13 protein-coding genes are annotated in these 13,360 nt (G+C 53.9%); 1 reads left to right on the top strand and 12 read right to left on the bottom strand.

Annotated features, from left to right (window positions below):
* The first annotated feature begins 10 nt into the window (after window positions 1–10).
* Window positions 11–1,072 carry a sensor histidine kinase gene (locus EKM91_RS00335; RefSeq protein WP_125747949.1) on the top strand — a complete coding sequence of 354 codons (1,062 nt, stop codon included), beginning with the start codon at window positions 11–13 and terminating at the stop codon, window positions 1,070–1,072.
* Window positions 1,073–1,144: 72 nt separating this feature from the next.
* On the opposite strand, the gene nrdG is transcribed toward EKM91_RS00335, so the two are convergent.
* The 12 genes from nrdG to purE all read right to left on the bottom strand — a co-directional run bounded on the left by nrdG (window position 1,145) and on the right by purE (window position 13,124).
* A complete protein-coding gene (gene nrdG, locus EKM91_RS00330) occupies window positions 1,145–1,753 on the bottom strand; it encodes an anaerobic ribonucleoside-triphosphate reductase activating protein (protein WP_125747946.1) in 609 nt (202 codons plus the stop codon).
* Between the two features lie 95 nt (window positions 1,754–1,848).
* Window positions 1,849–3,084 (bottom strand): phosphoribosylamine--glycine ligase, encoded by a 1,236-nt coding sequence (purD, locus tag EKM91_RS00325; RefSeq protein WP_125747943.1) that lies wholly within the window; start codon window positions 3,082–3,084, stop codon window positions 1,849–1,851.
* Window positions 3,085–3,117: 33 nt separating this feature from the next.
* Window positions 3,118–4,644 (bottom strand): bifunctional phosphoribosylaminoimidazolecarboxamide formyltransferase/IMP cyclohydrolase, encoded by a 1,527-nt coding sequence (gene purH, locus EKM91_RS00320; RefSeq protein WP_125747940.1) that lies wholly within the window; start codon window positions 4,642–4,644, stop codon window positions 3,118–3,120.
* Complete coding sequence (gene purN, locus EKM91_RS00315) at window positions 4,641–5,213, bottom strand: phosphoribosylglycinamide formyltransferase (RefSeq protein ID WP_125747937.1); 573 nt, start codon at window positions 5,211–5,213, stop codon at window positions 4,641–4,643. The genes purH and purN overlap by 4 nt, the downstream gene beginning before the upstream one ends.
* 3 nt (window positions 5,214–5,216) lie before the next feature.
* On the bottom strand, window positions 5,217–6,218 hold the full coding sequence (purM, locus tag EKM91_RS00310; RefSeq protein WP_125747934.1) for a phosphoribosylformylglycinamidine cyclo-ligase: 1,002 nt from the start codon (window positions 6,216–6,218) through the stop codon (window positions 5,217–5,219).
* Window positions 6,215–7,669, bottom strand: coding sequence for an amidophosphoribosyltransferase (gene purF, locus EKM91_RS00305; RefSeq protein ID WP_125747931.1), 1,455 nt, complete (start codon window positions 7,667–7,669; stop codon window positions 6,215–6,217). Before purF ends, purM begins: the two co-directional genes overlap by 4 nt.
* A complete protein-coding gene (purL, locus tag EKM91_RS00300; RefSeq protein WP_125747928.1) occupies window positions 7,654–9,861 on the bottom strand; it encodes a phosphoribosylformylglycinamidine synthase subunit PurL in 2,208 nt (735 codons plus the stop codon). Before purL ends, purF begins: the two co-directional genes overlap by 16 nt.
* Window positions 9,848–10,531, bottom strand: coding sequence for a phosphoribosylformylglycinamidine synthase subunit PurQ (purQ, locus tag EKM91_RS00295; RefSeq protein WP_125747924.1), 684 nt, complete (start codon window positions 10,529–10,531; stop codon window positions 9,848–9,850). The genes purL and purQ overlap by 14 nt, the downstream gene beginning before the upstream one ends.
* Entirely contained in the window at window positions 10,528–10,779 is a 252-nt protein-coding gene (purS, locus tag EKM91_RS00290; protein ID WP_125747921.1) for a phosphoribosylformylglycinamidine synthase subunit PurS, read from the bottom strand. The genes purQ and purS overlap by 4 nt, the downstream gene beginning before the upstream one ends.
* A 29-nt stretch (window positions 10,780–10,808) precedes the next feature.
* On the bottom strand, window positions 10,809–11,528 hold the full coding sequence (gene purC, locus EKM91_RS00285) for a phosphoribosylaminoimidazolesuccinocarboxamide synthase (RefSeq protein WP_125747919.1): 720 nt from the start codon (window positions 11,526–11,528) through the stop codon (window positions 10,809–10,811).
* The gene (gene purK, locus EKM91_RS00280) at window positions 11,528–12,646 is read right to left on the bottom strand and encodes a 5-(carboxyamino)imidazole ribonucleotide synthase (RefSeq protein WP_125747916.1); all 1,119 of its coding nucleotides are present in this window, start codon (window positions 12,644–12,646) and stop codon (window positions 11,528–11,530) included. Before purK ends, purC begins: the two co-directional genes overlap by 1 nt.
* Window positions 12,639–13,124 carry a 5-(carboxyamino)imidazole ribonucleotide mutase gene (gene purE, locus EKM91_RS00275; protein WP_379895945.1) on the bottom strand — a complete coding sequence of 162 codons (486 nt, stop codon included), beginning with the start codon at window positions 13,122–13,124 and terminating at the stop codon, window positions 12,639–12,641. Before purE ends, purK begins: the two co-directional genes overlap by 8 nt.
* Window positions 13,125–13,360: the final 236 nt, after the last annotated feature.

Raw genomic sequence — 13,360 nt, 5'->3', positions numbered from 1 at the left:
AGGTGTTTGGATGACTCTTAAAGCGTATTTACTTGATCATCGCTTGCAGATCACAGCCTACTTATTCGGCTTGTGCTTGTTTTGTGGCGGCCTTTGGCTGGACCCAAGCCACCGGGTGCATGCCGACACGCTGTTGTATATGGCCAGTTTGATCACTTTGTTTGCCATGGCCATCATGGCATTAGCTTATCGCCGGCGCAAACGCTGGCTATCCGATTGGCAAGCACGCATCAATGCCGGCGCCGATGCACTTGACTGGCCGCTGGCACCAGCGCAAAACCATGAACAGGCTGTGATCACCCAAGCGGTCAACCAGCTGCTGCAAGCCCATCGCCAAGCGATGACGCAAGTGTTGACGACGCAACAAGACTATCGCGCTTATTTGGACAGCTGGGTCCATGAAGCTAAAGTCCCGTTAGCGGCGATCAGCTTGATCGTCGATAGTTTAGATGGGCAAGTCGATGAGACAAAATTAACGCAACTGAGCTTGCAACTGGACAAGATCGACCACGACGTCGAACAAGTCTTATATTATTCACGCCTCGACAGTTTTAGCCGCGATTACCTCTTGCGCGATCATGACCTCAAACAAGTCGTGAATGCAGTGGCCGTCGACCAGCGCAACAGTTTCATTGCCAAGCAGCTGAGTTTTCAAGTGGTCGGCCCGGCGATCACCGTCACCACCGATGACAAGTGGCTGCGCTTTATCTTGCGGCAATTAGTGGCCAACGCGATCAAATATACCCCTGCAGGCGGTGCGATCAAGGCGTTATTAGCCCATGGCGAGCATGAAGCAACACTGACGATCCAAGATTCTGGCATTGGGATCCCGGCCGATGAACAACATCGCGTGTTTGAAAAGGGATTCACCGGCACCAATGGCCGCAATGCCAATCAAAAGTCGACGGGCTTGGGGTTGTATCTCGCCGCGCAATTGGCCCAACGCCTCGGCCACCACTTGACCTTAACATCCACCGTCGGCGCAGGCACTGCGGTGACCGTCCATTTTACCCATTTGGACTATTATGGCGACAGCGGCGCCACCTTAACACCGCAACCATTGGCTAAATAAGCGCCTGCAGCCGCCTGACAGGCCAAAAAAAAAGGGATCATGACCTTTGCCATGGTCCCTTTTTTTGCCGCATCAATGCGTCAACTTTGGCCAGATCTTCACCTGACCGGCAGCCAAGCTGGCCTGCACATCAATGATCCGCTGGTTGGCACTGCCGCGAAATTGCAGCGTCAGGTCTTTTTGGGCGGCTAAAAAACGTCCATCGACTAAAATGTCCAACAGGTGCAGCAATTCAAGTTTGTCTGCCGACTCTTGCTGCAACTCTGCCCAGGTGTAGCCGCTCCAGCTCCAAATGTCTTTGTCATGCCCAAATTCTGCGCGGATGCGCTTGGCCAAGCGCAAGCAGACTTGGGTATTCAAAAACGGTTCCCCTCCCAAAAGCGTCAAGCCTTGCACATAAGGCTGCGCCAGATCAGCCATGATCTGATCTTCCAAGGCTTGCGTATAAGGGTGGCCATAATGAAAATTCTGCGCAGCCTTGTTGTAACAGCCTGGACAATTAAACTTGCAGCCAGACACATACAAACTGCAGCGCACCCCTTCACCATCCACAAAATTAAACGGCTTATAACTGGCGACATACTGCTGGGACAACTCTTGGGCCAACCATGCTTGCGGGGCTGGATCGTTGGGTAAAGCGGCTTGCAGCTGCTGTTGGTCAAGGTGTAATCGATCAGACATTCAGACTCACTCCATTCTTGCGATAGCTCTATGCTACCACAAAATAGGGCAAAAAAAATGACTACCCTACAATATCTGGTAGTCATTGTTGCCGCTTATAATGCGTGCCAACCGATGTCTTCACGATAAGCCAAGCGCCCGCTAAGCGCCTTGAGCCGCAAATAAGCTTGGGCTTGCGCCTGCTTTAAGTCTGCGCCGGCACCGACGATGGTAAAGATCCGCCCCCCATGTGAGCGCAACCCATCCGTGCCTTGCACGATCCCAGCTGGATACCAATATTGCCGCTGGGTCTCATCTGGAATGATCACCGGCAAACTCGCACTGGTATCTTGCGGGTACCCTGGATTGGCTGCGACCACGCCGCAATAGGTCAAGCCGTCTAACTGTAAGTCAACCGCTTGTCCGGCTAACAGGTCTAAAACCAGCTGATAGAAATCATTTTGGACTTGCGGCAGCAGCACTTGAGTCTCTGGATCGCCAAAGCGCAAGTTATATTCAAGGATCTTGGGACCAGCTGCTGTAAACATCACGCCGATATACAAGACTCCGTTGCCATAAAGCCCATCGACGACCATACCGGCAAGGGTTTGATCGACCAATTCCTGCGCTTGGGCTTGTTGCTCAGGTGAAAACTGGGGCGCTGGCGCAAATGCCCCCATACCGCCGGTGTTAGGGCCGGCATCATGGTCAAAACGCCGCTTGTGGTCTTGGGATAATGGAAACACCACCCGCGAGATCCCGTTGAACATGGCCATGACTGACGCTTCTTGGCCCACTAAACATTCTTCGATCAACACCGCCATGTGCGGCTGCTGGGCGTATAACTGCGTGATGGCACCGGTGGCTTCTGCTTGGGTTTGGGCCACAGTCACCCCTTTGCCTGCCGCCAGGCCATCGACTTTGATCACGACCGGCACGCCGAATTCAGCAACGGCAGCTTGCGCTTGGGCTTGGGAAGTAACCACTTGCGCTTTGGCAGTGGGCAGATGATGACGCTGCATGAAGGCTTTGGCGAATTGCTTGCTTGATTCCAGCTGGGCCAGTGCTTGCGTTGGTCCAAATACTGGCAGTTGCGCTTTTTGAAAGGTATCCACGATCCCTGCCGCTAACGGCGCTTCAGGGCCAATGAACGTTAACGCCACATTTTGCCGGGCAAACTGCAGCAAGCTGGCAAAATCATCTTCAGCCACCGGCAGCACCTGCAACCCTAATAACGGCATCCCCGCATTGCCAGGTGCCACATACACGGTATCGACTTGTGGCGAACGTAAAAAGGCTTGGCCTAAGGCACTTTCACGTGCGCCATTGCCAATGATCAAAACATTGCCCATAATAACCTCCCTTGGTCAAACATGTCTTCAGGTTTAATGGCGGAAGTGGCGCACCCCAGTGGTGACCATCGCAATGCCATACTTATCGGCCATCGCGATCGAATCTTGATCGCGGATCGACCCACCTGGTTGAATGATCGCCCGGATACCGTGTTGGGCGGCATACTCAACACAGTCATCCATCGGGAAAAAGGCGTCAGAAGCCATCACCGCACCGGCAAATTCTGAATTTTGTTGGGCTTGGGTCAAGGCGATTTCGACTGAACCGATCCGGTTCATTTGCCCAGCCCCGATCCCTAAGGTCTGACCATTTTTAGCGATCACAATGGCATTGGATTTAACATGTTTGACCACTTGCTGCGCGAATAATAACGACGCGATCTGCTCAGCAGTCGGCTGGACTTTGGTCACGACAGTCAAATCAGCAGCCGTTTCAACTGCGTCGTCGCTGGTTTGCCGCAGCAGCCCGCCGACCAAAGAAACACTTTCGACATGCGGCACTTCAGTGGCGGCAGCCAACGGTACCGTCAACAAGCGCAGATTCTTCTTTTTGGCTAAAATCGCATACGCGTCATCGTCAAAACTTGGTGCCATGACGATTTCCAAAAACAAGGCGTGCATCTTCGTCGCCGTGGCGAGATCAACCGGCCGATTCAACGCAATGATCCCACCAAAAATCGACGTCGAATCTGCCGCATACGCCTTATCCCACGCCGCTTCAATGGTGTCGGCGCTGCCAATGCCGCAAGGGTTCATATGCTTAACTGCCACCACTGTGGGTTGGGTGAACTCATTGACCATCGTCAACGCCGCATCGGCATCTTTCAAGTTGTTATACGACAATTCCTTGCCGTGCAGCTGTTTGGCATTGGCCAAACTGGACTCAGGTGCGTCTGGTGCCGCATAAAAAGCGGCTTGTTGATGGGAGTTTTCCCCGTAACGCAAGGCCTGCTTCTTAGTATAAGTCGGGGTAAATTGATCAGGAAATGGTTCAGGATCCAAATAAGCGGCGATCTGCGCATCATAAGCGGCGGTGGTCGCAAAGATCTTGGCGGCTAATGTTTGGCGCAATGCCGCATCATCGGCGTCGATCCCTGCTAAAACTGCCGCATAATCGGCTGGATCGACCACTGCCCAAACGCTGTCGCTGTTTTTGGCCGCGGCGCGCAACGCACTGGGTCCGCCAATATCGATTTGTTCGATGGCTTCAGCACGCGTCACATTGGGTTTTTGGATGGTTTCGGCAAAGGGGTATAAATTGACACACACCACTGAGATCGGGGTGATCTCATGTTCTGCTAACGCGTCCATATGCGCTGGCACGTCGCGCTTGGCCAAGATCCCGGCATGGATCTTAGGATGCAGCGTCTTCACCCGTCCATCCAGCATTTCTGGAAAACCAGTGACCGCTTCGACTGCCGTCACGGCTAACCCAGCATCTGCTAACACGCGGTGGGTGCCGCCAGTGGACACCAATTCAAAACCGCGAGCGCTTAAGCCTTTGGCAAAGTCGACCAATCCAGTTTTATCCGATACACTTAGCAATGCCCGTTTTTTCAAGCTATTTTCTCCTTTGTCAATAAGTCCGCTACCGTTTTAGGTAACAAGTCATGTTCGACTGCATGGATCGCAGTCTCCAATTCCGCCAATGTCATCTCTGGGTTGATCCGCACCGGCTCTTGGGCAATGATCTGCCCAGAGTCGATCCCGGCATCGACATAATGCACCGTCACCCCAGTCACTTTGACCCCATAGGCATAGGCATCTTGGATCCCGCTGCGCCCAGGAAAACTCGGCAGCAACGCGGGATGCAAGTTGACGATGCGCTCAGGAAACGCCGCTAATAACGTCGCGCCAATGATGCGCATGAACCCCGCTAAGACGATCATATCGCAAGGCGGCAGCTGCGCCAAGATCGCAGTTTCCGCCGCTTGTTTATCAGCATATGCATGATAATCGATCGCAAAAGTCGCGATCCCAAACTCCGCTGCGCGCGTCAACACATACGCACCAGGGTGATCACAAACCAGCAGATCGATCACGACCCCGTGCCGTCCGCCTTCAAAATAGCGCGCCAACGCGGCAAAATTACTGCCATTGCCAGAAGCAAAAACAACGATATGCTTCATGTGCTACCTCCATTTGATCGCAGCCGTTTCGCGCGGGATCACGCGGCCGATCACTTTGCTGTGCGGCGTGGCCGCCAACACTTGATCGACATCTTGTGCCGCCACCGCCAAGACCATGCCGATACCTAAGTTAAAGGTCCGCCGCATCGTTTCTAAGCTCAAGTCTCCTGCTTGTTGCAGCCGTTGAAACAATTCCGGCCAAGTCCAAGCGGCAGCATCGATTTCAGCCGCAAGCGGCTTAGGCAGCATCCGTGGGACATTGTCGATAAAACCGCCGCCGGTGATATGCGCCGCCCCATGAACCAAGCCGGCTTGAATCAAGGGCAAGACCGCTTGAGCGTAGATACGTGTCGGCGTGAGCAGCGCAGTGGTGATCTCCGTGCCATCTGATAACGGGGTATTGCCCAGGTTCGTTTCCGCTAATAAGCGGCGCACCAATGAAAACCCGTTAGAGTGGACGCCAGAACTGGCCAAACCGATCAAAACATCCCCAGCTTGCACCCCTTTGGGCAACAGCTTGTCTTCTGAGGCTAATCCCACGGCAAAGCCTGCCAGGTCATAGTGATGTTGCGGATACATGCCAGGCATTTCAGCAGTTTCGCCGCCGATCAACGCCATGCCCGCTTGCGCGCAGCCATACGCGATCCCGCGCACGATCGTTTCTACCCGCGCTGGATCCAGCGCATCGGTGGCTAAATAATCTAAAAAATACAATGGTGTCGCGCCATCAGCCACGAGGTCATTGGCCACCATGGCGACCAGATCGATGCCGATCGTATCATGTTGGTCACATTGCAAAGCTAACAACAACTTGGTGCCCACCCCATCGGTAGCAGAAACCAACACCGGCTGCGGCACTGCAGGCAAGCGGTAGGCAGCGGCAAAGCCGCCTAAGTCGCCTAAGACGCGCTCGTTTTGGGTGGCTTTAGCCACTGGGGCGATGCGCCGGACCACTTCATTACCGGCGTCGACGTCGACGCCGGCACTTTTATAGTCTAAACTCATGCCGATACCTCCGGAATATTGATCTGTAATTTGGCCAACTCAGCTTCTAGCGTCTGTTCATAGTCATCAAGTGCCGTTGGGTATTCCCCGGTGAAATACGCCACACACAAGCCGCCATTGGGGGCAGTGGTTTGCAAGCCGACACTGTCTTCAAGCCCTTGCGTGGACAAAAAGCCTAAACTGTCTGCCCCTAACAAATCGCGCATCTCGGCGATACTGTGATTGGCGGCCATTAATTCATGGGTGGTTTGAATATCGATCCCATAAAAACATGGGAAGCGCAGCGGCGGGCTGGCGATGCGCAAATGCACTGCTTTAGCACCTGCATCTTTGAGCAATTGAACCAGCTGGATCGCCGTGGTGCCCCGCACCAGCGAATCATCCACTAAGATCACCCGTTTGCCGGCCACCACTGGCCGCACCGGCGACAGCTTCATGCGCACACTGCGCTCACGCAGCGCTTGGGTCGGTTGGATAAACGTGCGTGCCACATACTGGGATTTGATCAAGCCCATTTCATAAGGGATCCCGCTGGCACGCGCATACCCTAAAGCGGCCGATAAAGACGAATTCGGGACGCCGACGACGATGTCCCCAGCGGCAGGTTGTTCCTTGGCCAAGCGCTCACCCATGCGCACCCGTGCTTGATGGACCGAAACGCCATGGATCTCAGAGTCCGGCCGGGCAAAATAGACATATTCCATTGAACAAACCGCTAATTGCGTATCAGTGGTGTATTGACTCACATGCAGCCCCAACTCATCGACGACTACCAACTGCCCCGGTTGCACATCTTGGATAAAATCAGCGCCGACGGCATTCAAGCCGGCAGTTTCACTGCAGATCACATAGCCGCCGCTGGGCAATTGGCCGACCACCAACGGCCGGAAGCCATTAGGATCGCTGGCGGCATATAACGCGTGTTCGGTCAACAGCGCAAAGGCAAACCCGCCATGGACTTGATTCAAAGCCTCACATAACTGCGCTTGAAAGCCGGCAGCATGACTGCGCCGGATCAAATGCATCAAGACTTCCGTATCTGATGTCGACTGGAAAATCGCCCCATCGGCTTCTAATTTGGCCCGCAAGCTCAAGGCATTGGTCAAATTCCCATTGTGCGCCAAAGCGATCGATTCATTGGAAAACCGGAACAACAACGGCTGGATGTTTTCTAAGATCCGGCCGCCTGCCGTGGCATAGCGCACATGGCCCAAAGCCGCCGTGCCAGCCAATTGCCGCAAGGATTCCGGATCCGCAAACACTTCAGACACCAAGCCAAAGCCATTGTGGCGATGCAGCCCATGATCCGTCAAACCGACGATCCCGGCGCCTTCTTGGCCGCGATGTTGTAAGGTATGCAAGCCTAAATGGGTCAATACAGCGGCATGCGGATCACCCCACACCCCAAAAACCCCGCATTCTTCATTCAGACTCTTTACTTCAGCTGCCATGCTAACGCCTCCTCTTGGATCGCCGCTAGATCAGCGATCGTGGTGTCGAGCTTGGCATCTGCCAAGTCAAGGACAAATTCCCCATCGCTCACCGTCCCTAATACCACGGCGTCTTTGCCCATTTGCGCGGCAAACGCCGCTTGCTGAGCTGGCGGCACCGCGGCTAAAAAGCGGCCTTGGGTCTCGGCAAAAAACTGCGCCGCAGATAACGCGGTGCTGCCTTTGATACCGAGGCGGTTTGCGGTGCCCATTTCGACTAAAGCAGCCGCCAAACCGCCATCTGCCAGGTCATGACAGGCATTGACCAAATGCGCCTGGATTGCTTTTAACATCTTGTCTTGAATGGCTTTTTCCTGAGTCAGATCAAAGCCGGTCAAGCGGCCGGCATAAGCGCCGTTTTGTAAATACTGGATGCTGCTGCCGTTATAATCATCGCCGGTCGCCCCGACCAAGAAAACGACGTCTCCCGCTTGTTTAAATGCCACGGTGGTGATCGCGTCTAAATCAGTGATCAACCCGACCATGCCGATCATTGGCGTCGGGTGAATCCCGACGCCGGAAGTTTCGTTATACAACGACACATTCCCGGAAATGACAGGCGTGTTGAACACTTTAGTCGCTTCGACGATCCCTTTGGCAGATGCTTGCAATTCATAATAGACTTCTGGCTTGCTCGGGTCGCCATAATTCAAACAATCGGTGATCCCTAATGGCTCTGCGCCAGTGGCGACGAGATTGCGCGCCGCTTCAGCAACAGTGATGGCCCCGCCGATTTCTGGATCTAAAGCCAACAGCCGCCCATTAGAATCAGCCGTCATCGCCAGCGCCCGGTGGGTGCCGCGCACGCGGATCACACCGGCATCCCCGCCTGGGGCGATGACGGTATTGGTTTGCACTTGCGCATCATAACGCTTGAACAATGACCGCTTAGACGCAATATTCGGCAAAGCCAGCAATGCGCGCAGCGTCTGGTCGATGTCGGTGATCGTTGGGGTAAAATCGGGCGCCGGATGAGCCAGCCGGGCCGGTTGTTTAGGCGTGGTGGTATAAGTTGGCACCGCGTCGGTCAATAGGCCTACTGGAATGTCGCACACCACTGCGCCATGATGCAGCAGCCGGTATTGGTGTCCGGCTTCGACGCGGCCGCAAACCACTGCATCCAAATCATACCCGGCAAACAGGTCTAAGATCTCTTGTTCAAAACCGGTGCGAATACATAACAGCATCCGCTCTTGCGATTCACTCAGCATGATCTCAAATGGCGTCATCCCCGGTTCGCGCTGCGGGATCAAATCCAGATCCAACGTCATGCCAAACCCTGCTTTGCTGGCCATTTCCGCAGAACTGGACACTAAGCCGGCAGCGCCCATGTCTTGCATCCCCACCAAAGCCTTTTGATGCTTTTGCGTGACTGCCAAGCATGCATCGGTCAGCAATTTTTCCATGAACGGATCGCCCACTTGCACCGCCGAGCGATCGGCATCTTCTTCTTTAGAAAACTGCGCCGAAGCAAACGACGCCCCATTGATGCCGTCACGGCCAGTCTTGGCGCCCACATAGATGATTGCATTGCCAACGCCGGCGGCTTGGCCGCGCTGGATGTCTTTTTCATCCATCACGCCCACACACATCGCATTGACCAGCGGATTATCTTGGTAAGACGCGTCAAATTGGATCTCCCCGCCAACCGTTGGGATCCCAATGGCGTTGCCATAACCGCCAATGCCTGCGACGACTTGATCGATCAAGTTTTGGTTATGCGCATCAAAACGCGTGCCAAATGCCAATGAATCCAGGCTCGCCACAGGCTTTGCCCCAATGGAGAAAATATCGCGGATGATCCCGCCGATACCAGTCGCTGCGCCTTCATAAGGCTCAACGGCGCTGGGGTGATTATGGCTTTCAGCCTTGAACACGACGGCCTTGCCTTCACCGATGGCGATCACCCCGGCGCCTTCACCAGGTCCCATCAAGACGCGCTCGTTTTTGGTCCAAAAGGTCTTTAAGATCGGCTTGGAATACTTATACGCACAATGTTCACTCCACATGCCGGACTGCAAGCCCACTTCAGTGTAATTAGGAAGCCGGCCGAGACGCTTGGTAAACAGCGCATATTCAGCTTCAGTCAACCCTAATTGCAAGTAGGGTTTTTGGTCGCGGATCTGTTCTGGCGTTGGTTCAGTTTGCAACATGGACGGCTCCTTTCGTCGCGGCGATCAATGATTCAAATACCCCTAAGCCATCAGTGCCGCCTAATAAGGCTTCCACCGCGCGCTCCGGATGCGGCATCATCCCTAACACATTGCCGGCTTCATTGGTCAGCCCGGCAATGTCATTCAAGCTGCCATTGGGGTTTTCGGCATAGCGGAACACCACTTGCTGATGGGCTTCGATACTGGCTAAAGTCTCAGGGTCGGCATAATAATTGCCTTCCCCATGCGCGATCGGCAAGCTAATGGTTTGGCCGGCGGCATATTGATTGGAAAACGCCGTTTGGTGGTTGGCCACGATCAGCGGTTCCGGTTCGCAAATGAATTCCAAGCTGGTGTTGACTTGCAGCGCCCCTGGCAGCAAGCCGGCTTCAGTCAGGATCTGAAAGCCATTGCAAATGCCTAAAACATAGCCGCCATTGGCCGCAAACGTCTTTAATGCGCCCATCACCGGGGCAAACTTTGCGATCGCGCCGCTGCGCAAGTAATCCCCATAAGAAAACCCGCCTGGGACCAACACCAGATCAAAACCAGTCAAATCTTCCGTGTTTGCAGATACTAAGGCTGCTTCTTGGCCGGCGATCTCTTGCACCGCCCACAGCAGATCCGCATCACAATTCGAACCGGGAAACGTCAACACCGCAGCTTTCATTGGCTGACCTCCTCAAGGGTGAACCGATAAGATTCCATGTTGACGTTGGCTAACATTTGATCACAAAGCGTATCGACTTGTGCTGCCACGGCATCATGGGCGCCTTCAAGCAACACTTCGAAATATTTGCCGACGGTGACGTCTTGCACGTTATCTTGCCCCAAGCGGTGTAAGGTATGCTTGATCACTTCTGCTTTAGGATCTAAGACGCTTTGCTTGTAATTGACGAAGATCTTGGCTTTATACATGTGTGGGCTCCTTTTTGAATAGTGAATGACTAGCGGCTAACGACGCTTTGCAACCGTTCAAGCACTTGCGCGTAAACCGGCGTCAGTGGGCCTTGATCTTTGCGGAAAACGTCTTTATCTAAGGAATTACCAGACTCTTGATCGACCAGGCGCATGTTATCCGGACTCAATTCATCCGCCAACACCAAGGTGCCATCGCTCAGCCGGCCAAATTCTAACTTGAAGTCCACCAAATCGATGCCTAATTGGGCGAAGCGTTCTTTCAAGTAGGCATTCACCTGATCTGACAAGGTATGGATCGCTTGGATCGTCGCTTGATCGGCATATCCTAAGGCGATCGCTTGCTCATCATTGATGAAGGGATCGTCTAAAGCGTCACTCTTGTAGAAAAATTCATGCACCGCTGGGACTAGCGGGCGCAAGTGCGCGACTTGGAATTTGCGTTCAAAACTGCCTGAGGCAAAATTGCGGACCACAGCTTCCAGCGGGATCATCGTGCATTTTTTGACTAACATGGTCGTGGCATCGAGGGTCTTGAGATAATGCGTTGGCAACCCTGCGGCATTCAACTCTGCAAACAGTAAACTGGAAATTTTGCGGTTCAATTCGCCTTTGCCTGCGATCTGGACTTTTTTCTTCCCATTCAATGCCGTGGCTTGATCCTTGTATTCGACCCATAACACATCGGGATCATCGGTGTTGAACATTTGCTTGGCTTTGCCGGCATACAATACAGTTGTTTTTTCCACTAGTCTTCATCCTCCAATTGCACTTGTTGAAGTAGTTGTGCGATGTCCGGTCCACACACGGTCAAATGTCCCAGCTTGCGTTGAGGGCGGATCTGCGCTTTGCCATAATCATGAAAATGCCACTCAGGATGTGCTGGCCACAAAGCGCGCGCAGCGGTGAGGTCTGAGCCTAACAAGTTGCGCATCACTGCCGGCGTCAATTGCGTGATCGGCGGGATCGGCAAGCCGCAAATACTTAAGATATGGGCGTCAAACTGCGAAAAATTGCAGGCTTCGATCGAGTAATGTCCTGAATTATGCGGCCGCGGCGCCAGTTCATTGACCACGATGCCGCGATCCGTTTCAAACAACTCGATGCCCAACACCCCGCGCAGTGCTAGGGCATTGGCGATCGTGGTCGCTAATCTGTCGATCTGCTGCTGCCTGGCAGCCGTCAAGTGAGGCGCGGGAGCAATGGTGGTATGCAAGATATGGTCTTGATGCCGATTTTCAACGACTGGGAAAACCCTGACCGCATCATTGCCATCGCGGGTGACCATGACCGACAGCTCGCGGCTAAAAGCCAAGCGCTCTTCTAAGATACACGGGCCTTTGGCTGCCAGCGCTTGTGCTTTGGCGACGTCGTCTAAACCATTGACATCCACTTGTCCATGGCCGTCATAGCCGCCTGTAGTGGTTTTTAAGATCGCTGGCACGCCGACTGCATGGATCGCAGGCACCACCGCTTGCGCGTCTGCCACCGCGGCAAAGTTTGCGGTGGGGATCCCGTGATCGCGAAGAAACGTTTTTTCGGTGATCCGCTCACGCGTCAACGCCAAAAGCTGGGTGCCTTGGGGCAAAGCCGCATATTCTTGGGCCTGAGTCAGCGCGTCAAGGTCGACATTTTCAAACTCATATGTCAACACATCACTGCGCTTGGCCAATTGCATCAAGGCGTCGGTGTCGGCATAGGCGCTTTGGAGCTGAAAATCAGCCACTTGCGCCGCTGGTGCGTCAGGCGTGGGATCTAAAACACCGACCGTGTAGCCCATTTGTTTGGCGCTTTGCGCCAACATGCGCCCCAGCTGGCCGCCGCCGACGATACCGATGGTTGCCGGTGGGATGATGGGATCACTCATCTAACAGCGCCTCACTTTCTTCTGCTTGGTGCGTTTGCGCGTCACGGAAAGCCGCAAGCTTTGCTGCGACTGCCGGTGAGTCGATGCTCAAGATTGAAGCGGCAAACAAAGCCGCATTGGTGGCGCCAGCATCACCAATGGCCATCGTCCCCACTGGCACGCCGCCAGGCATTTGCACGATCGAAAGCAAGGAATCGACGCCGTTTAACGTTCGGGTTTTGATTGGCACCCCAATTACCGGCAAGGTCGTATTAGCGGCCAGCATCCCCGGCAAATGCGCCGCGCCGCCAGCTCCGGCAATGATCACCGAAACTCCTTCAGCTCGTGCTTGTTGCCCAAACCGCGTTAATTCAGCTGGCATCCGGTGTGCTGAAATGACGTGCTTTGTAAACGGTATCGCTAATGCCGTCAATTGCGCTGCTGCTAATTTCATCGTCGGCCAATCTGAACTGGAACCCATCACGATTGCGACTTTCAAATTCGTCACCCGCTTTCTCAAGATAACTTGAGTCTAGCACGGGAATTTTTGAAAAACAACCCGTTTTACGCACGAAATCTAATTGAAATCTTTATATCGTTCGTGTTTTACGCATATTGTGCGAATTTTCAGATTTTCCGCGGCTGCACTAGGCGCTGACGCGCGCAAAACGTTCGCCTTTTTGGCGGACACCAAAAAACGCCTAGCGGTCACTGAAGCTGACAGTGAGGCACCAG

It is taken from the genome of Lacticaseibacillus baoqingensis (genome assembly GCF_003946165.1).
Lineage (GTDB): Bacteria > Bacillota > Bacilli > Lactobacillales > Lactobacillaceae > Lacticaseibacillus > Lacticaseibacillus baoqingensis.
This window is presented reverse-complemented; position numbering and strand designations above follow the sequence as displayed.